Annotated in this window: 16 protein-coding genes and 1 pseudogene; 11 read left to right on the top strand and 6 right to left on the bottom strand. The window is 70.5% G+C overall.

What is annotated here, in order from left to right; all coding sequences use genetic code 11:
• Positions 1-7: 7 nt before the first annotated feature.
• From ACFYZQ_RS20510 to ACFYZQ_RS20500, 3 genes are read right to left on the bottom strand one after another with little or no spacing between them, the layout of a single operon-like run.
• On the bottom strand, positions 8-838 hold the full coding sequence (locus ACFYZQ_RS20510) for a carbohydrate ABC transporter permease (protein ID WP_389149427.1): 831 nt from the start codon (positions 836-838) through the stop codon (positions 8-10).
• A complete protein-coding gene (locus ACFYZQ_RS20505) occupies positions 835-1788 on the bottom strand; it encodes a carbohydrate ABC transporter permease (RefSeq protein ID WP_389149424.1) in 954 nt (317 codons plus the stop codon). Before ACFYZQ_RS20505 ends, ACFYZQ_RS20510 begins: the two co-directional genes overlap by 4 nt.
• Positions 1788-3107, bottom strand: coding sequence for an ABC transporter substrate-binding protein (locus ACFYZQ_RS20500; RefSeq protein ID WP_389149422.1), 1320 nt, complete (start codon positions 3105-3107; stop codon positions 1788-1790). The genes ACFYZQ_RS20505 and ACFYZQ_RS20500 overlap by 1 nt, the downstream gene beginning before the upstream one ends.
• Positions 3108-3275: 168 nt before the next feature.
• Here ACFYZQ_RS20500 and ACFYZQ_RS20495 point away from each other — a divergent pair, with 168 nt between their 5' ends.
• The 8 genes and pseudogenes from ACFYZQ_RS20495 (at position 3276) to ACFYZQ_RS20460 (ending at position 13819) form a co-directional block, all read left to right on the top strand.
• Positions 3276-5678 carry a glycoside hydrolase family 2 protein gene (locus tag ACFYZQ_RS20495; RefSeq protein ID WP_389149419.1) on the top strand — a complete coding sequence of 801 codons (2403 nt, stop codon included), beginning with the start codon at positions 3276-3278 and terminating at the stop codon, positions 5676-5678.
• A complete protein-coding gene (locus ACFYZQ_RS20490) occupies positions 5678-6730 on the top strand; it encodes a LacI family DNA-binding transcriptional regulator (protein WP_389149416.1) in 1053 nt (350 codons plus the stop codon). The genes ACFYZQ_RS20495 and ACFYZQ_RS20490 overlap by 1 nt, the downstream gene beginning before the upstream one ends.
• A 19-nt stretch (positions 6731-6749) precedes the next feature.
• Positions 6750-6863: pseudogene (locus ACFYZQ_RS20485) on the top strand (ATP-binding protein); the annotation flags it as partial.
• 149 nt (positions 6864-7012) lie between these two features.
• Entirely contained in the window at positions 7013-8233 is a 1221-nt protein-coding gene (locus ACFYZQ_RS20480; RefSeq protein ID WP_365245704.1) for an acetyl-CoA C-acyltransferase, read from the top strand.
• Positions 8230-10359, top strand: a complete 2130-nt coding sequence (locus ACFYZQ_RS20475; protein WP_389149413.1) for a 3-hydroxyacyl-CoA dehydrogenase NAD-binding domain-containing protein — start codon at positions 8230-8232, stop codon at positions 10357-10359. The genes ACFYZQ_RS20480 and ACFYZQ_RS20475 overlap by 4 nt, the downstream gene beginning before the upstream one ends.
• Before the next feature lie 136 nt (positions 10360-10495).
• Positions 10496-11440, top strand: a complete 945-nt coding sequence (locus tag ACFYZQ_RS20470) for an RNA polymerase sigma-70 factor (protein ID WP_389149411.1) — start codon at positions 10496-10498, stop codon at positions 11438-11440.
• 111 nt (positions 11441-11551) lie between these two features.
• Entirely contained in the window at positions 11552-12757 is a 1206-nt protein-coding gene (locus tag ACFYZQ_RS20465) for an NAD(P)/FAD-dependent oxidoreductase (protein WP_389149408.1), read from the top strand.
• Positions 12758-12820: 63 nt separating this feature from the next.
• The gene (locus ACFYZQ_RS20460) at positions 12821-13819 is read left to right on the top strand and encodes a hypothetical protein (protein ID WP_389149405.1); all 999 of its coding nucleotides are present in this window, start codon (positions 12821-12823) and stop codon (positions 13817-13819) included.
• 80 nt (positions 13820-13899) lie between these two features.
• Here ACFYZQ_RS20460 and ACFYZQ_RS20455 read toward each other — a convergent pair whose 3' ends face one another.
• Positions 13900-14613 carry an SDR family oxidoreductase gene (locus ACFYZQ_RS20455; protein ID WP_389149402.1) on the bottom strand — a complete coding sequence of 238 codons (714 nt, stop codon included), beginning with the start codon at positions 14611-14613 and terminating at the stop codon, positions 13900-13902.
• 174 nt (positions 14614-14787) lie between these two features.
• Here ACFYZQ_RS20455 and ACFYZQ_RS20450 point away from each other — a divergent pair, with 174 nt between their 5' ends.
• The 3 genes from ACFYZQ_RS20450 (at position 14788) to ACFYZQ_RS20440 (ending at position 17238) form a co-directional block, all read left to right on the top strand.
• Complete coding sequence (locus ACFYZQ_RS20450) at positions 14788-15423, top strand: TetR/AcrR family transcriptional regulator (RefSeq protein WP_389149400.1); 636 nt, start codon at positions 14788-14790, stop codon at positions 15421-15423.
• A 51-nt stretch (positions 15424-15474) separates the two neighbouring features.
• On the top strand, positions 15475-16233 hold the full coding sequence (locus ACFYZQ_RS20445) for a phytanoyl-CoA dioxygenase family protein (RefSeq protein WP_389149397.1): 759 nt from the start codon (positions 15475-15477) through the stop codon (positions 16231-16233).
• Positions 16234-16365: 132 nt separating this feature from the next.
• Entirely contained in the window at positions 16366-17238 is an 873-nt protein-coding gene (locus tag ACFYZQ_RS20440) for a GyrI-like domain-containing protein (protein WP_389149394.1), read from the top strand.
• A 63-nt stretch (positions 17239-17301) separates the two neighbouring features.
• On the opposite strand, the gene ACFYZQ_RS20435 is transcribed toward ACFYZQ_RS20440, so the two are convergent.
• A complete protein-coding gene (locus ACFYZQ_RS20435; RefSeq protein ID WP_389149391.1) occupies positions 17302-17844 on the bottom strand; it encodes a DUF4232 domain-containing protein in 543 nt (180 codons plus the stop codon).
• Between the two features lie 122 nt (positions 17845-17966).
• Positions 17967-18353: a hypothetical protein gene (locus tag ACFYZQ_RS20430; RefSeq protein ID WP_389149480.1), complete on the bottom strand. Its 387-nt coding sequence runs from the start codon at positions 18351-18353 to the stop codon at positions 17967-17969.
• Positions 18354-18416: the final 63 nt, after the last annotated feature.

Below are 18416 nucleotides of genomic sequence, written 5' to 3'. Positions count from 1 at the left end.
GTGCCGCTCACCTGGTCGCCCCCTTCATGAAGCCGTTGTAGATGAACCTCTGCAGGCACAGGAAGACGATCAGCGTCGGCAGGATCACGAGTACCGCTCCTGCCGAGATCGTCTCCCAGTGGGCGCCGAAGGGGCCGCGGAAGCGGAAAAGAGACGTCGAGATCACGCCAAGATCCTGGGACGGCATATAGAGGAAGGGGATGTAGAAATCGTTGTAGACGGCGATCCCCTTCACGATCACCACGGTCGCCGTCGCGGGTTTCAGCAGCGGAAAGATGATCTTCCGGTAGATGGTGAAGGCGTTGGCGCCGTCCAGCCGGGCGGCCTCGTCGAGGGAGATCGGGATCGACCTGACGAACTGCAGGAAGATGTAGATCGAGACGATGTCCGTGCCCATGTAGAGCGCGATCGGCGCCCACCGGGTGTCGAAGAGGCCGAAGCTGTTGACGATCTGGAAGGTGGCCACCTGGGTGGTCACACCGGGGACCAGCGCGGCCAGCAGGAACAGCGCCACCACGAGCTTCTTGAAGCGGAAGGTGAACCGGTCGATGGCGTACGCGGTCATCGAGCCGATGAGAACGGTGCCGCCGATGGCGAAGACCAGGATGAAGGCCGTGTTGCCGAAGGCCCGCAGCATTCCGCCGTCCTGGAACGCCGTCACGTAGTTGTGGAAGTTGAGCAGGTCGTGCGGCGCGGTGAGGGCGCCGCTGTCGTCGGCCATCTCCTTCGGGGTCTTCAGGGACGTCAGGAGGACGGCGCCGAGCGGGAGCAGCACGACCACCGTCGCGGTGATCAGCGACAGGTACACCAGGGTGCGGGCGACGGTACCGCGCGTCATACCAGGTCCACCTTGTCGTCGGGGACGAGCCGCCGTTGCAGCCAGGTCACCGCCAGGACGATCAGCAGCAGGACGACAGCGGCCGCCGAGGCGAGCCCCGTCTTGTTGAACTGGAAGGCCAGCTTCACGGTCTGGATCACGAAGGTCTCCGTTCCGGTCGCACCGCCGGTCATGATGTAGGGGATGTCGAAGGCGGACAGCGAGCCGGAGACCGAGAGGATCACGGTCAGTGTCACCACCGGCTTGATGCCGGGCGCGATGATGTGGCGGAACTGCTGCCAGCGGTTCGCGCCGTCCAGTTCAGCCGCCTCGTACAGCTCCCCCGGGATGGACTGGATCGCGCCGAGGAAGAGGACGAAGTTCAGGCCGAGGTAGCGCCAGACGGAGACGCCCGCGAGGGAGAGGTTCGCGGAGACCGGGGTGCCCAGCCAGGCGTGGTGGGAGTGCGCGCCGAACAGGCTCAGCACCGAGTCCAGGGTGCCGCCGTCCTGGAAGAAGTAGAGGAAGACGAAGCCGATCGCCACCCCGTTGATCAGGTAGGGGAAGAAAAGCACGCCCTTGAAGAAGTTCCGGAAGCGGACGTCGAAGCTCAGGACGGTCGCGAAGTAGAGCGCGGCGACGATCTGCACGGCGGAGGCGGCCAGGTAGTAGCCGCTGACGAAGAAGACCTCGAAGAGGTCGGGCCGGGTGAAGAGTTCGGTGTAGTTGCCGGTGCCGGTGTAGTGCAGTTCCGGGCTGACGCCGTCCCAGTCGGTGAAGCTGTACGCGACCATGTTGGCGATCGGCGCGTAGGTAAAAGTGATCAGCAGGGCCAGCGGGGCGAGCAGGAAGAGCCAGGGGGTCGCCGCCCGGCCGATCCGTTTCCGGCGGGGCGTCGGTTGCGGGACGGGCGCCGGCCGGGCCGGGGCCGTGGTCACCCCGTGGGCCGCCTTCCGGGTGGTGTCCGTCATCAGGACCCCGACCCCACGGTCTTCTGCGCCGCGGTCCACTTCTTGGTGAGGCCGTTCAGGAAGTCGTCGAGGCTGCCGCTCTTCGCGCCGCGCGCGAGGTCGACCAGGTCCTGGCGGTAGTCGGGCTTGTAGATGCCGACCTCCGACTGGTCGTCGACGAGCTTGAGCTTGGCGCCCGCCGAGTCGTCCAGCTCGATCAGCTTCACACCCGCGTCCTCGTACGGCTTGAGGACGGTGGGCAGGGGCGCGTCCTTGAGCGGGGAGATGGCGAGGTTGTCCTTGTCGTAGCCGGACTTGTCGGTGAACCAGTCGATCCAGGCGCGGGCCGCCTCCTTGTGCGCGGAGTGGACGTTGACGGCCTGGTTGTAGTCGGGGCCGACGGTCGCGCAGAACTTGCCGTCCACCTGGGCGGGGAAGGGCATGAAGCCGATGTCGTCGGGGTTCACCCGGGCCTTGCGGGCCGCGTCCTGGAACTGGATGACAGCCCAGGTGCCGAGCCACTGCGTGGCGATCTCTCCCTTGGCCAACCGGGCCTTGGACGCCTCCCAGTTGGTGGTCGTCGGGTCCTTCTCGGCGAGCCCGTCGTGCACGATGTCGTACAGCAGTCCGTCGCCGACGCGCAGGTCCGCGCCCTCGGCCCAGGGGTCCCCGTCGGCGAGCTCGGTGGTGGCCCGGGTGTCGCAGTGCACCGAGCCGTTCACGAACGTCCAGGAGGTCAGCGGCCACTGGGCGGCGAAGTTCGTGTAGTACGGGATCGCGCCGGTCTTCGACTTGATCGCCTTGAGGTCGTCGAGGAACTCGGCCGGGGTGGTGGGCCACGCGGTGACGCCGGCCTGCTTCCAGACCCGCTTGTTGTAGACGAAGCCGGGCGTCACACCGATCGGGCTCTGGCCGTAGACCTTGCCGTCGACGGTGGTGAAGTCGGTGAACCGGTACTTCCTGGCGCGCTCCTGCTGGGTGCCGAGGGAGGCGAAGAACCTGGGGTAGTCGCTCTTCTTGATCACCGCGGGGATCAGCAGGACGTCGCCGTAGTTCTCCGTGTTCATACGGATCTTGACTTCGGACTCGTAGTTGGTGAGGGCCTGGAACTTGACCTTCACCTTCGGGTACGTCCTGTTGAACTCGGCGGCGTACTTCTTCATCGTGCCGTCCTGCACGAGGTCGGTCCGCTGGGTGAGGACCGTGATGGTCCCGCTCACCTTGGACGGGTCGTCCGGCGCCTTAGCGTCGGCGCCCTTCGTGGAGCCCCCCGTACCGGTGCAGCCGGCGAGCAACAGGGCGGCTCCCGCGGCCGAGGCCAGAATCGTGCGGCGGTTCATGTGCATCAGCTCCGTTCATTCCGTTCATGACGCATGGGACGGACGAGCACGTGCGAGATGGCTGGTTCGGCACTCTGACAGCGCTTTCCTCAACCGGTAAAGTCCCAATCCCGCCAAGGCTGGACAGGTATGTCCGATCCCGTGGTTGGACCGGTTTAGGGAGTGCGCATGCTGGAGGCCACACCGCTCACCGAAGGCTGGATCCTGCGCCACGAAGGAGAGGCCCTGCCCGCCCGGGTGCCGGGTTGCGTGCACACGGATCTGCTCGCGGCCGGACTGATCCCGGACCCGTTCCTCGGACGCGACGAGACGGAGGTGGCCTGGGTCGGGCAGCGGGAGTGGACGTACGAGAGGGAGCTGCCGGAGACGTCCGCGCACGAGCGGACCGATCTCGTCTTCGACGGTCTGGACACCGCTGCCCGGATCACGCTCGACGGGCAACTCCTGGGCAGGGTACGGAACATGCACCGCTCCCATCGCTTCGACGTGACCGGGGCGACGGGACTGCTGGCAGTGCGCTTCGCCTCCGCCTACACCGAGGCCGAGGCCGTCCGCGAGCGGCTGGGCGAGCGGCCCGCCGCCTACGCCGAGCCGTACCAGTACATCCGCAAGATGGCCTGCTCGTTCGGCTGGGACTGGGGGCCCACGCTGGTCACGGCGGGCATCTGGCGGCCGGTGCGACTGGACCGCTGGTCGACCGCCCGGATCAGCCGGGTGCGGCCCCTGGTGACCGTCGAGCAGGGCACGGGCGTCGTCGAGTTGCGGGTGGACGTCGAGCGGACCCGGGTCGAGGCACGGCTGGCCGTAGAGGCCCGGGTGGGTGGGCGGGCGGCGCGCGCCGAGGTCGACGGGACGAGCGGTGTCGTACGGCTGAGGATCCCGGACGTGGAGCTGTGGTGGCCCCGTGACTACGGGGAGCAGCCGCTCTACGGCACCGAGTTGACGTTGGTCCACGGTGACGAGGTGCTCGACACCTGGCACCGCCGGATCGGTTTCCGTAACGTCGGGCTGGACCGGCGGCCCGACGCCCACGGCACCGGCTTCACCCTCGTCGTCAACGGGGAGCGGCTGTTCGCGCGGGGCGTGAACTGGATCCCGGACGACGTCTTCCCCTCCCGTGTCACCCGCGAGCGCTACCGGGAGCGGCTGGGGCAGGCCGCCGCGGCGGGTGTGGACCTGGTGCGGGTGTGGGGCGGCGGGATCTACGAGAGCGAGGACTTCTACGACGCCTGCGACGAACTGGGCCTGATGGTCTGGCAGGACTTCCCGTTCGCGTGCGCGGCCTACCCGGAGGAGCAGCCGCTGCGCGGCGAGGTGGAGGCGGAGGCCCGGGAGAACGTCGTACGGCTGATGCCGCACCCCTCGCTGGTGCTGTGGAACGGCAACAACGAGAACCTGTGGGGCTTCAGGGACTGGGGGTGGGAGCGGCGGCTGGCCGGGGACTCCTGGGGCGAGGGGTACTACCTGGGGCTGCTGCCGCGGGTGGTGGCCGAGCTGGATCCGACGCGGCCGTACACGGCGGGCAGTCCGTGGTCGGGATCCTGGGCGCACCACCCGAACGACCCGGCGCACGGCACGCACCACTCGTGGGAGGTGTGGAACCGGGAGGACTACGCGGACTACCGGCTGAACGTGCCGCGTTTCGTGGCCGAGTTCGGCTGGCAGGCGCCGCCCGCGTACGCGACGCTGCGGCGCGCGCTGCCCGGTGAGGAGCTCGCCGCGGACTCCCCCGGCATGCTGCACCACCAGAAGGCGGACGACGGCAACGGCAAGCTGGAGCGCGGTCTCGTCCGTCATTTCGCGTCGCCTGAAGGGGACTTCGACCGCTGGCACTACCTGACGCAGGTCAACCAGGCGCGGGCGGTGGCCGCCGGGATCGAGCACTGGCGGTCGCACTGGCCGGTGTGCGCGGGGACGGTGGTCTGGCAGCTCAACGACTGCTGGCCGGTGACGTCGTGGTCGGCCGTCGACGGGGACGGGCGGGAGAAACCGCTGTACCACGAGCTGCGACGGCTGTACGCCGACCGGCTGCTGACGCTGCGGGCGGGGGCGGGCGGGCTGGTGCTGGCCGCCGTCAACCAGGCCGCCGAGGAGTGGACGGGGACGGTGACGCTGCGCCGGATGACCGTGGAGGGTGCGGTGGTCGGCGCGGCGAGCATGCGTCTGGCCGCGCGGGCGCGGGCGGTGGCGGACATCGAGGTGCCCGGCGAGCTCGGGCCGGCCGGGCCGAAGGAGTTCCTGGTCGCCGACACATGGGGGTCCCCCCGCTCGAGCGAAGTCGAGAGTGGGGGAGAGGTGCGTGCTCTGTACTTCCCGGCACCCGACCGTGAGATCCCGTACCCCCGGCCGGAGTTCGACGTGAGCGTCGCGCCGGGCGCGGTGACGGTGACGGCCCGTACCCTCGTACGGGACCTGCTGCTGCAGGCCGACCGGCTGGACCCGGCGGCGCGGGCGGACCGTGGGCTGGTCACGCTGCTTCCCGGGGAACGGGTCACGATCGGCGTGCGGGGCTGGAAGACTCCCGACGAGGCCGCCGCCCGGGCCGCCCTGTACTGCGTGGAGCCCGCCTGATGACGGCGACGCCGCCCCCTCGCGTCACCATCAGGGACGTCGCCGCGCGGGCCGGCGTGTCCAAGGGCGCGGTGTCGCTGGCCTTCAACCACAAGCCGGGGCTGTCGGAGGCGACCCGCGACCGGATCTTCGCGGCGGCGCGGGAGCTGGGCTGGGCGCCGAACCTCACCGCGCGGTCGCTCGCGGGCGCCCGGGTGGACGTGGTCGGGCTGGCGATCTGCCGGCCGGCCCAGATGCTGGGCCTCGAACCCTTCTACATGGAGTTCATCTCGGGCGTGGAGAGCGTGCTGACCGAGCGGTCCTGCTCGCTGCTGCTCAGGCTCGTACGGAACGTGAGGGAGGAGGCCGGTCTGCTGGAGTCCTGGTGGAAGGGGCGGCAGATCGGCGGGTCGATCCTGGTGGACTTCGGGGCGGACGACCCCAGGCCGGCGGCGGCCGAGCGGCTGGGGCTGCCGGTGGTGGCCGTCGGGCACCCGTCACTGACCGGGGGGCTCACCTCCGTGTGGACCGACGACGCCACCGCCGTCACGGAGGCCGTGCGCTACCTCGCCGCGCTCGGACACCGGCGGATCGCCCGGGTCGGCGGCGCGGCGGCGCTCGGGCACACCGCGATGCGCACGGCCGCCTTCGACCAGGCGGCACGGTCCCTGGAGCTGGCCGGGGCCTGGCAGGTCACCACGGACTACTCCGGCGAGGCGGGGGCCCGGGCGACGCGCTCGCTGCTCACCGCCGCGCCGCAGGACCGGCCCACCGCGATCGTCTACGACAACGACATCATGGCGGTGGCCGGGCTCTCGGTGGCGTCCGAGATGGGCCTGCGGGTGCCCGCCGACGTGTCCCTGCTGGCCTGGGACGACTCCCAGCTGTGCCGGCTGACCCACCCGACGCTGTCCGCGATGAGCCATGACGTGCACGGTTTTGGCGCGGAGGCGGCCAGGACGCTGTTCGGGGTGATCACGGGAGAGGGTCCGGCCTCGCACCCGGTCCCCACCCCCGTGCTGACGCCGAGGGGGTCGACGGCACCACCGGATCGCCGGCACCGGGTCCCGTGATCGTATGCCTGAACGGCACCACGGCGCGGCGGCCCGTACGTGGCTGCACGCCGAGGCCGAGCTCGTCGACACCACGCGTCTCACGGCCGCCGAGGCCGCCCAGCGGATCGCCGAGGCGATCAGGAGACGATGAGCCTCCCACCGCGCCGGCGGTGTGACCTTCACCGCTTGGGCAGCCTGGACTGGGCAGCTACGTTACCGATAAGTAGCATGGGTCCTGAGCGCGCGCTCAGCGCTTGCGCGTCGCAGCAGTGCCATCCCGCACCCTGGAGGAGAGCCATCGTGCCTCGTACCGTCAGGGACGTCGTCTTCGTAGACGGCGTCCGCACCCCGTTCGGCAAGGCGGGCCCCAAGGGCATCTACCACGAGACCCGCGCCGACGACCTCGTCGTGAAGGCGATCCGGGAGCTGCTGCGCCGCAACCCCGGGCTCGACCCGAAGAAGATCGACGAGGTCGCCATCGCCGCGACCACGCAGATCGGTGACCAGGGCCTGACCCTGGGCCGCACGGCCGGCATCCTGGCCGGTCTGCCCCAGTCCGTCCCCGGTTACTCCATCGACCGCATGTGCGCGGGCGCGCTGACCGCCGTGACGACCACGGCCGGTTCGATCGCGTTCGGCGCGTACGACGCCGTCATCGCCGGTGGTGTCGAGCACATGGGCCGCCACCCGATGGGCGAGGGCGTGGACCCGAACCCGCGCTTCGTCAGCGAAAAGCTGGTCGACGAGTCGGCGCTGTTCATGGGCATGACCGCCGAGAACCTGCACGACCGCTACCCGCACATCACCAAGCTCCGCGCCGACGAGTACGCGGTGCGCTCGCAGGAGAAGGCCGCCAAGGCGTACGCCAACGGCAAGATCCAGGCCGACCTGGTGCCGATCTCGGTGCGCCGCACCAGCCCCGAGGCCGGTGAGACGGGCTGGGGCCTGGTCACCGCCGACGAGCCGATGCGCCCGGGCACGACCCTGGAGAACCTCTCCGGCCTGAAGACCCCGTTCCGCGTCCACGGCCGGGTCACCGCCGGCAACGCGGCCGGCCTGAACGACGGCGCCACCGCCTCGATCATCGCGTCCGAGGACTTCGCCCGCGAGAACGGCCTGCCGGTCAAGATGCGCCTGGTCTCCTACGCCTTCGCGGGCGTGGAGCCGGAGGTCATGGGCTACGGCCCGATCCCGGCCACGGAGAAGGCCCTCGCCAAGGCGGGCCTGTCCATCGAGGACATCAACCTCTTCGAGATCAACGAGGCCTTCGCCGTCCAGGTCCTGGCCTTCCTCGACCACTACGGCATCGCCGACGACGACGAGCGCGTCAACCAGTACGGCGGCGCCATCGCCTTCGGCCACCCGCTGGCCTCCTCCGGCGTCCGTCTGATGACGCAGCTGGCCCGCCAGTTCGAGGAGCAGCCGCACGTCCGCTACGGCCTGACCACCATGTGCGTCGGCTTCGGCATGGGCGCGACGGTCATCTGGGAGAACCCGCACTTCGACGGAGGCGACAAGTGAGCACCACCGCTGAACTCCTGAAGGGCGCGGCCGAGCTGTTCCCGGACGAGGTCGTCACGCAGGCGCACGTACGCCACTTCGACCTCCCCCTGGGTGCGGGCCGCTTCGCCCTCATCACCCTGGACAACGGCTTCGACCACACCAAGCCGACCACCTTCGGCCCGGCCTCGCTCGCGAACCTCAACACCGCGATCGACCAGGTCGAGAAGGAGGCCGCGGACGGCGAGATCGTCGGCGTCGGCATCACCGGCAAGCCGTTCATCTTCGCGGTCGGCGCCGACCTCAAGGGCGTCGAGCTGCTCAAGGAGCACAAGGACGCGCTGGCCATCGGCAAGGGCGGCCACGAGGTCTTCAAGCGGCTGTCCGGCCTCGCGGTCCCCACCTTCGCGTACTACAACGGCGCGGCGATGGGCGGCGGCGTCGAGGTCGGCCTGCACTGCACCTACCGCACGGTGTCCGCGGCCCTCCCCGCCTTCTCCCTCCCCGAGGTCTTCCTCGGCCTGGTCCCCGGCTGGGGCGGCTGCACGCTGCTGCCGAACCTGATCGGCGCCGACAAGGCCGTCTCGGTCATCATCGAGAACAGCCTCAACCAGAACAAGCAGCTGGGGGGCAAGCAGGTCTACGAGCTCGGGATCGCCGACGCCATCTTCGAGGGTGCCGACTTCCTGGAGCAGTCGCTGATCTGGACGGCGGCCGTCCTCAAGGGCGAGATCGCCGTCGAGCGCCCGGCGATCGACCGCGGTGAGGGCTGGGACCAGGCCGTCGCCAAGGGCCGCTTCATCGCCGACTCCAAGGTGCACGGCGCGGCCCCGGCCGCCTACCGCGCCCTCGACATCATCGCCGCCGCCAAGAACGGCGACCTGCAGCAGGGCTACGACGCCGAGGACCAGGCGCTGGCCGACCTCATCATGGGCGGCGAGCTGCGCGCCGGCATCTACGCCTTCAACCTGGTGCAGAAGCGCGGCAAGCGCCCGGCGGGTGCCCCGGACAAGAACCTGGCGCGTCCGGTGACGAAGGTCGGCGTGGTCGGTGCGGGCCTGATGGCCTCGCAGCTCGCCCTGCTGTTCCTGCGCCGCCTGGAGGTCCCGGTCGTCCTCACGGACATCGACCAGGAGCGCGTCGACAAGGGTGTGGGCTACGTCCACGCCGAGATCGACAAGCTGCTGGGCAAGGGCCGCATCAACCAGGACAAGGCGAACAGGCTGAAGGCCCTGGTCACCGGTGTGCTGGACAAGGCCGAGGGCTTCGCGGACGCCGACTTCATCATCGAAGCGGTCTTCGAGGAGATCGGCGTCAAGCAGCAGGTGTTCGCCGAGGTCGAGGCGGTCGCCCCGGCGCACGCGATCCTGGCGACGAACACCTCCTCCCTCTCGGTGACGGAGATGGCGTCGAAGCTGCAGCACCCCGAGCGGGTCGTCGGTTTCCACTTCTTCAACCCGGTGGCGATCCTCCCCCTGCTGGAGATCGTCCGCGGCGAGAAGACCGACGACGCGTCGCTCGCGACCGCCTTCGCGGTGGCCAAGAAGCTGAAGAAGACCGCGGTGCTGGTGAAGGACGCCCCGGCGTTCGTCGTGAACCGCATCCTGACCCGCTTCATGGGCGAGATCCAGAACGTCATCGACGAGGGCACGCCGGTCGAGGTCGCGGAGAAGGCTGTGGAGCCCCTGGGCCTGCCGATGTCCCCGCTGGTCCTCCTGGAGCTGGTCGGCCCGGCGATCGGCCTGCACGTCTCGGAGACCCTCAACCGGGCCTTCCCGGACCGCTTCACGGTCTCCGAGAACCTCGCCGCCGTCGTCAAGGCGGGCAAGCGCGGCTTCTACGTCTACGACAGCGGCAAGCCCGAGCTGGACCCGGAGGTCGCCGCGCTGCTCAAGCAGGGCGACACCGTCCTGACCGAGGAGCAGGTCCGCGCCCGCGTCCTCGACGCGGTGGCCCAGGAGATCGGCCTGATGCTCGACGAGGGCGTCGTCGCCGAGGCCCAGGACATCGACCTCTGCCTCATCACCGGCGCCGGCTGGCCCTTCCACCTGGGCGGCATCACGCCGTACCTGGACCGCGAGGGCGTCTCGGAACGCGTGAACGGCAAGCCGTTCCTGGCCCCGGGCGTGGCGAGCGTCCCGGCGTAGCCGCCGCCGTACGGACGCACGATGCCCGGCGCACCGACTGGTGTGCCGGGCATCGGCGTGTCCGGGACGCGGCGTGCGGGGTGCGGGGTGCGGGGTGCGGCGCCCGGCACGCGGCGTTCGGGCTACGATCCGGGGCATGGCGCTGACCGTGGACGACGTGGAGCGGTTCGAGGCTTCCAGGGCCCGTCTGGAGGCGATCGCCTACCGGCTCCTGGGATCCGCGAGCGAGGCGGAGGACGCCGTGCAGGAGACGTTCCTGCGCTGGCAGGGCGCCGACGTCGACCGTGTCGAGGTGCCCGAGGCATGGCTGACGAAGGTGCTGACCAACCTGTGCCTCAACCAGCTCACCTCGGCCCGCGCGCGGCGCGAGACGTACGTGGGCCAGTGGCTTCCCGAGCCGCTGCTGGCCGGGGACCCGATGCTCGGCCCGGCCGACACCGCCGAGCAGCGTGAATCGGTCTCGTACGCGGTCCTCGTCCTGCTGGAGCGCCTCTCCCCCAATGAGCGGGCGGTGTACGTGCTGCGGGAGGCCTTCGACTACCCGCACCGGGAGATCGCCGAGATCCTCGACATCACCGAGGCCGCCAGCCAGCAGATCCTCCACCGTGCCAAGAAGCACGTCGCGGACGGCAGGGCACGCACCGAGATCGACGAGGCCGCCGCCCGGCGGATCGTCGAGGAGTTCCTCGCGGCCGCCACCAGCGGCCGGACCGAGCCGCTCGTCCGGCTGCTCACCCAGGACGCCGTCGCGATCGGGGACGGCGGGGGCAAGATCCCGGCCCGCGCCAAGGCGTTCGAGGGCGCGGTCGCGGTCGCCACATTCCTGCGGAACCTGTTCAGGCCGAGCAAGGCCAAGCAGGCCTACGTCGGCGGCTCACCCGAGGTCCACGCCACGACCGCCAACGGTGGCCCCGCCGTCGTGGCGGTCGTCGACGGCCGGGTCGTCGGCGTCATGTGCCTGGAGATCACCCCTGACGGCATCACCGCGTTCCGGAGCCAGGTCAACCCCGACAAGCTCGAACGCGCGACCCGGCGGTGGGCGGCCGAGGCCCACGGGGAGCCGCTGCTCAACGCCTTCTGACCCGTGCCCGCGTGTGTGTGAGGTGCTTCACACCGCACTCCTGTCAGGAAACGGCCGGGCGCCCGGTTCAAGTGGCGAATCCGCTGAAGAGCTCAAGACAGGAGCAGGGACATGCAGCACCGCATCGTCGTCCTCGGGGCCGGATACGCCGGAGCCGTCGCCGCCGGGCGCCTCGCCAAGCGGCTGCGCCGGGAGGACGTAGCCATCACCCTCGTCAACGCCGAGCCCGACTTCGTCGAGCGCGTCCGGATGCACCAGCTCGCGGCCGGCCAGGATCTCGAGCCGCGGCCCTTCGGCGAGATGTTCGCGGGCACCGGCGTGGAACTGAAGCTCGCGAAGGTCACCGGTGTCGATGTCGACCGCAGGACCGTTTCCGTCGTCGGCGTCGACGGCGGAAGGGAGCGGGAGGAACTGTCGTACGACACCCTCGTGTACGCCCTCGGCAGCGGCTGGAACGACCAAGGCGTCCCCGGCACCGCCGAGTACGCCCACGAGATCGCCGGCCGTCCCGGAGCCCTGCGGCTGCGTGAACGCCTTGCCCTCCTTCAGGCCGGGGCGCCCGTGGTCGTGGTCGGCGGCGGCCTCACCGGGCTGGAGTTCGCGGCCGAGATCGCCGAGTCCCGCCCGGACCTGGACGTCGCCCTCGCCGCCCGGGGCGGCCTCGGTGACTGGCTCTCGCCGAAGGGCCGCCGGCACGTGCGGAAGGTCTTCGACAAGCTCGGCGTCACCGTGCACGAGCACACCGCCGTCACCCGCGTCGAGGCCGACCGCGTCGCCACCGCCGACGGCACGTCCATCCCGGCCGCGGTCACCGTGTGGACCACCGGCTTCGCCGTCCACCCGATCGCGAAGGCCACCACCCTGGAGGTCACCGACACGGGCCGGATCGTGGTCGACGCGACCATGCGCTCCGTCTCGCACCCGGACGTGTACGCCATCGGCGACGCGGCCTTGGCGATGGGCGCCGGCGACAAGCCGCTGCGGATGTCGTGCGCCTCCGGCACCCCCATGGCGTGGCAGGCCGCCGACGCCATCGCGGCACGTCTGACCGGCGGAAAGCTCCCGAACGCGCCGCTCCGCTACTTCAACCAGTGCATCTCGCTGGGCCGCAAGGAGGGCCTGATCCAGTACGTCACCGCCGACGACCGCGCCGTGCGGGCGGCCCTGACCGGGCGGGTCGCCGCCCTCTACAAGGAACTGGTCTGCAAGGGCGCGGCCTGGAGCGTCGCCAACCCGATGCTCGGGATGCCGACCCGGTCCCGCCGCGTCGTACGGGAACCGGCCCGGTCAGGCTCGGCGGTCAGGGCAGTGGCCTGACGCACACGGCGGAACGGGCTGGGTCGGCAGGGCGTTCTCTCACCCGGATATCTTGATACGACCATGAGAGCCACTCGCCCACGAATCATCACGATCGCAACAATTGTGCTGGTCACCGCCGCTGTCCTGACCGCCGTGCTCCGCGCCACCCGCGACGGGGGCGGGGACGAGAACCCCCGCCCCGGCGGGAGTGCGCGCCCCGGCGGGGGCGCGCGGCAGGTGGACCTGTCGCGGGAGGTGGCGGACTTCACCAGCCGGTTCGGCCCGGGCCACGGTTACCGGCAACCCGGCGCGGCGGACCGCATCGCTGTCGCCGAAGGCGTCGGGCAGCTCCTGGACGGCCACCGGGCACAGGCGGAACAGCTGCTCTCCCGGCATGGCTTCACGCTACGCACGGTTCTCGACCGGGTCTCCGGCCGCCGTTACACCGAGGTGGCCGACCGCACCGACGCCGCCGTGGACCCGCGCGGCTGGGGCCGGGTCTACGTCGATCTGGACCACCCTCCGCGCTGGTCGGTCCAGATCCCGCACCCGGTGGCCGACCTCGGCACCGAGCAACTGGGCGTACGGGTCCTGCGCGGCTCCCCCGGCGGTGTCATGGTGCTCGCAGGCGCACATCGCGCGGCCGGACGCGGTAATGCCGCGGACGTGGCCCACCGCCAGGACACCGTCTTCTACGCCGTCTGCGCCGAGCTGGTCCGCCGCGGGATGCCCGCCGTCCAGCTGCACGGCATGGCCGCCTCCGCCGCCTCCGGCTACGACGTGGTCGCCTCCACCGGTGCCGGATCGGCGGGCCGCTCGGACGGTCTCAGACTGGCCGACGCCCTGGGCAGGCGCGGCTTCCGTGTGTGCCGGGCCTGGGAGCGGAACTGCCCGCTGGAGGGTCGGCTGAACATCGAGGGCCGGGCCGCCGACGCCGCGAACGTGCCGTTCCTGCACGTCGAGTCCGTCCCCGAGGTGCGTGCCGACGGGGCCGCCGCCGACCGCGCGGCCACAGCGGTCGGCCTGGTCACGCGCCTTTGGGCGAGCACGTCGGCGACGGCGCCGCCCGGACGGCCCTGACAGGACGACTCGCCTCCGGGGCCCACGGGTAAGGGGACCGACGCCGATACCGTAAGAGCCGGCCGCCCGCCCCCTGCCCGTCAGGCGCGGGCGTGCACTCCGATGCCCCCGGAGACGATGAGGTTGTCGCCGGTGATGTAGGAGGCGGAGGCCGAGGCGAGGAAGGCCACGGCCTCGGCGATGTCGGCGGGAGCGCCGACGCGGCCGAGCGGCACGTCCTTGCCCCAGGAGTCGATCATTTCCCGGGAGACACCCATCCTGCTGTAGACAGGCGTGTCGACCAGCCCTGGGCTGACGGCGTTGACGCGGATGCCGCGGGGGGCGAGTTCGAGCGCGAGGGACCGCATGAGGGGCATCAGAGCGCCCTTGGCGGCTGTCACGGCTGCTCCGAGCCCTTCGCCGGCGCCCACGGTGATGACGACCGAGGCACCCTCGTTGAGAAGCGGAAGCGCCTTCTGCAGGGTGAAGAAGGTGCCCTTGACGTTGATGTCGAACAGGTCGTCGAAGGTGTCCTCGTCGGTCGACTCGATCGGGCCGGGGCGGGAGACGCCCGCGTTGAGGAAGAGCACGTCGAGGGAGCCGAAGTGCCGGCGTGCCTGGTCCATCGCGTGATCGAGGTCCGGCAGGGACCGGGCATCGGCCCGGACGACCAGGACGTCTTCCGGAAGTCCGGCGCCCGCGACGTTGCCGACGCCGGTGACCATGACGCGGTAGCCGCGGGAGTGGAGCAGTTCAGCGGTCGCCTTGCCGATGCCGCTGGTTCCACCGGTGATCAGAGCTGCGGGAGCGGACATGATGCGTTCCTTTGCGTAGTCCGGCGAGGTGGGGGCGATCGGCGCGCGACTCGGGCCGCGAGCGGCACGGTCGACCGTGCTGGACGATCACCTTTGGCAGCGTACGCCAATCTGGCAGCGACTGCCAAGCATGCCGTGAGTGTCGGCCTGGCAGCGCTCGGCTAGCCTGGTGGCATGAAGCAGGAAGCCAAGACAGCGACGGGCGCGTCACCCACGCTGTGGGACCGGACGCGGCAACTGGCCTCCCAGGAGATCCTGGAGACGGCGCTGCGCCTGTTCACCGAGCAGGGCTACGACGAGACGACCGTCGCCCAGATCGCGCGCGAGGCCGGCGTCTCCCAGCGCACCCTCTTCCGCTACTTCGGCACCAAGGAGGACCTCCTCGGCGGCGACCAGCACCGGTTCGGGCAAGTCCTGACGGACACGGTCGGCGAACAGCCCCCCGAAGCCGGCGCCTGGGAGGCCCTGCGCGCAGGCGTTGCCGCCGTACTGGCCCTGCACGACAGCCGGGAACAGGCTCTGCAGCGGTTCCGCCTCCTGCACAACACCCCGTCGCTGCGTGCCGGTTGGCTCGAAAAGCGGCTGCAGTTCCAGGAGGATCTGCTGCCGCTCGTCGAGGCGCGCATGGACGCCGGCACCGGCAGCGCGGGTCCACGGGCCCGCGCGGTGATCGCGACGGCGTTCGCCTGCCTGGACGCCGCTTCGATGACGTGGGTCGGCAACGACGGCAAGGGCGACATCATGGACCTGTACGACGAGTGCCTGGCCGCGGTGCGCGGCCAGCCCGCGGCGGCAACGGCTCAGGGCTGAGCGGGAGTCGGCGGCGCCGGACGCTCGCGCACGGCGGCGTACTATCCGTCCATGGTGTCCGGGCCTCTCTCGAACGGTCAGGTCGACGAGTTCGTCGAACGAGGCTGGACCGTTCTCCGGAACGCCTTCGCGCCGACGGTGGCCGAAGCGGTGCGCAGGGGCCTCGGTGGGCGGCTCGGGATCGACCTGGAGCGCCCGGAGCAGTGGACCCGGCCCCGGGTCTGGCTGCAGGAGATGCTGACGGAACCGCCGTACACGGACGCTCTGAGCGAGCGGTTCCGTTCGGCCGTGGATCAGTTGGTGGGGCCCGGCCGTTGGGAGATGACGCGGGAGATGGGCTGGTGGCCGGTCACCTTCCCCACCTTCGACGATCCTCCCTACGGGGATGAATGGCACGTCGAGGGAAACTGGTTCCGCCATCACGTCCGGTCGCCCCAACAGGCGCTGCTCAATCTCTTCTGCTTCTCGACGGTGGATCCGGGCGGGGGCGGGACCCTCCTCGTCGACGGCTCGCATCACCTGGCCGCCCGCATCCTGTGGGAGGCGGAGCCGGAGGGGCTGGAGGCCGACGGGTTCGACGAACCCCTGAGTCGCATCCTGGGCGAGCAGGGCCGGCCGGGGGTGACCGAGGTCGTCGCGCAGGAGGGCGACGTGGTGCTCGCCCATCCGCTGGTGTTCCACTCCTCCAACCCGAATCACGGGACCCGCCCGCGGGTCATGGCCCAACCCGCCTTCAGCATGACCGAGCCCAGGCGCACCGAAGGAGACGGCCTGTTCCCCGAGGTCCCCTTGGCCCGTGCCCGGCCGTGAACGCCACGGCCGGTGATCCGGAAGGGGCCCGGCACGGTTGGCTGCGCACCCGACCGGAGCGGGCACAGAATGTCGGGTGCGGCAGGCCTGGTCCCTCCTAACGTCGGTGAACGAAAGGGAAGGAGGCCGGGGTTGCTGGATCGGCTGAACCAGGCCATGGAGCACATCGAGGGGCACCTCGACCAGCACATCGAGGTGTCCGCGCTGGCCCGGATCACCGTCACGTCGGAATACCACTTCCGGCGGCTGTTCTCGTCACTGGCGGGGATGCCGCTGTCGGAGTACATCCGGCGCCGACGGCTCACCGTGGCGGCGGCCGAGGTACTGGCCGGGCGACCAGCCTTGCTGGAGATCGCGATCCGCTACGGCTACACCTCCGGGGAGGCCTTCGCCCGGGCGTTCCGAGCCGTCCACGGCGTCGGTCCCGGCGAGGCCCGGCGTACCGGCGCGGCTCTGAACGCGCAGCCCCGGCTGTCCTTCCGCCTCACCGTCGAAGGGAACAGCACCATGCGCTACCGCATCGTGGAGAAGGAAGCATTCCGGGTCGTCGGCAAAAAAGCCCGCGTCCCGCTGATCTACCAGGGCGTCAACCCGCACATCGCCGAGCACGTCCGGAGCATCTCGCCGGAGACGACGCTGCGGATCGCCGGCCTCTCGGACCAGGATCCGGAGGGCGTGGTGTCGGCGACCGTGCGCCTTTCGGACGGCTTCGAGGAGGGCAGCGAACTCGACTACTACCACGCCGTGGTGACCACGGCCGCCGAGCTGCCCGAGGACCTCGACGTGCTGGACTGCCCGGCGGGCACCTGGGCCGTGTTCGACAACACCGGTCCGTTCCCGCAGGCGCTGCAGCAGATGTGGGCCGACGTGGCCGCCCAGTGGATCCCGTCCAACCCGTACGAGTACCGTCCCGGGCCGGAGATCCTGCGCACCCGCCCCTCGCGGGACGACCCGGCGATGTCCGACGCACAGTTGTGGATCCCGGTGTCCCGCACCACGGCCTGAACAAGCGCCGGGCCGCGGCGCACCGGCGCCGGCCACCGAGTCGTGGCCGGCGCCTGCTGTTGGTTACAGCCCGACCGGGTTGAGGTAGGTGGCCGGGTGGGTGGCGCCGTCCTGCTTGAGGATCTGGCCGCCGAACGGCCACTTCAGCGTGAAGTGCTCCGTCTCGTTCGGCGGGGTGACCACGAACTTCGACGGAACGAACTTCTCGTTCTGCGGCGTGGACGCGGCCACCGGGAGCAGGGTGATGCTGAAGTCCGTCGTGGCACCCGGCTCCAGGGTCAGCTTCTCGGGCTTCGCGGCGGAGCGCGCCAGCGACCAGGTGCCGTCGGTCGGCTGTCCGCCGATCATGTCGACACCGGCGAAGCCGTACAGGGTGCAGGTGTGCTTGCTCTGGTTGGTGAACCAGATGAACGCCTGCGTCTGCTTCGTGGTCTGCCCCATCTCCGGCTTCGCGTCGTCGCCCGTGGCGAAGCCGGCCTTCAGGTCGGCGGTGTGGCAGCGGGCCGGCGCGGCCTTGACGGTGGCGGCCGAGGCCGGGACGGCGGCAGCGGCGGTGCCGGCGACGACGACGGCCGCAAGGGCCACGGCGGTCAGCTTGCTCTTCATGATGTTTCGGGTCCCCTCGTTTTTACGAATCGGCGCGCGAGGTCAGTGCGCGCCTGCGCATCTGAAGATGTGCAATGTCCGGGGGAGGTTCGGTGCTCCGGAGAACCTTTTTCCGACCCGTTTCAGGGCAGCGGTGCCGCCTCGACATGAACGGCTCGTAGTTCCGTGCCGTCGCGGTCCCGGCGGGAGCGGCCCAGGATGCCGACGGCCAGGTGCGAAGGGTCCTCGGGATCGTCGCGCGGGACGAAGGTGACGACGTCCGGATGGTGACTCGTCACCAACCAGCCCTCGCCGGTGTTGAGTTCGAGCACACGGAAGTCGCCGGCCGAGGTGGCGACGTGTACGGGGCCGAACTCGCGGAGGATGCCGACGGCCTGCTCGGCGAGATCGGCGGCGGGTTGTTCGAGCACCACGCAGGTGCCGTGCTCGAACAGCACCCATGACTTGCCGGAGCCGGTGAGCAGACGCCGCCAGGCGTCGATGAGTGTCTCGGTGTCCACGGTGGTCATCATCGCTCACCCGCGTCTCCCGACACGTCTCCAGGGCCGGCCCCGGCTCCAGGGGGTGTCTTG

The sequence above is a fragment of the Streptomyces sp. NPDC001843 genome (assembly GCF_042891955.1).
Classification (GTDB): domain Bacteria; phylum Actinomycetota; class Actinomycetes; order Streptomycetales; family Streptomycetaceae; genus Streptomyces.
The sequence above is the reverse complement of the archived record's forward strand: the minus strand, read 5'-3'. Positions and strand labels throughout refer to the sequence as shown.

What these genes read in the sequence shown, in the direction of transcription:
- ACFYZQ_RS20490 (WP_389149416.1), top strand. Translation starts at nt 5,678, where the DNA reads ATGACGGCGACGCCGCCCCCTCGCGTCACCATCAGGGACGTCGCCGCG.
- ACFYZQ_RS20435 (WP_389149391.1), bottom strand. Translation starts at nt 17,844, where the DNA reads ATGAAGAGCAAGCTGACCGCCGTGGCCCTTGCGGCCGTCGTCGTCGCC.
- ACFYZQ_RS20450 (WP_389149400.1), top strand. Translation starts at nt 14,788, where the DNA reads ATGAAGCAGGAAGCCAAGACAGCGACGGGCGCGTCACCCACGCTGTGG.
- ACFYZQ_RS20455 (WP_389149402.1), bottom strand. Translation starts at nt 14,613, where the DNA reads ATGTCCGCTCCCGCAGCTCTGATCACCGGTGGAACCAGCGGCATCGGC.
- ACFYZQ_RS20445 (WP_389149397.1), top strand. Translation starts at nt 15,475, where the DNA reads ATGGTGTCCGGGCCTCTCTCGAACGGTCAGGTCGACGAGTTCGTCGAA.
- ACFYZQ_RS20495 (WP_389149419.1), top strand. Translation starts at nt 3,276, where the DNA reads ATGCTGGAGGCCACACCGCTCACCGAAGGCTGGATCCTGCGCCACGAA.
- ACFYZQ_RS20430 (WP_389149480.1), bottom strand. Translation starts at nt 18,353, where the DNA reads ATGACCACCGTGGACACCGAGACACTCATCGACGCCTGGCGGCGTCTG.
- ACFYZQ_RS20470 (WP_389149411.1), top strand. Translation starts at nt 10,496, where the DNA reads ATGGCGCTGACCGTGGACGACGTGGAGCGGTTCGAGGCTTCCAGGGCC.
- ACFYZQ_RS20500 (WP_389149422.1), bottom strand. Translation starts at nt 3,107, where the DNA reads ATGAACCGCCGCACGATTCTGGCCTCGGCCGCGGGAGCCGCCCTGTTG.
- ACFYZQ_RS20460 (WP_389149405.1), top strand. Translation starts at nt 12,821, where the DNA reads ATGAGAGCCACTCGCCCACGAATCATCACGATCGCAACAATTGTGCTG.
- ACFYZQ_RS20510 (WP_389149427.1), bottom strand. Translation starts at nt 838, where the DNA reads ATGACGCGCGGTACCGTCGCCCGCACCCTGGTGTACCTGTCGCTGATC.
- ACFYZQ_RS20505 (WP_389149424.1), bottom strand. Translation starts at nt 1,788, where the DNA reads ATGACGGACACCACCCGGAAGGCGGCCCACGGGGTGACCACGGCCCCG.
- ACFYZQ_RS20465 (WP_389149408.1), top strand. Translation starts at nt 11,552, where the DNA reads ATGCAGCACCGCATCGTCGTCCTCGGGGCCGGATACGCCGGAGCCGTC.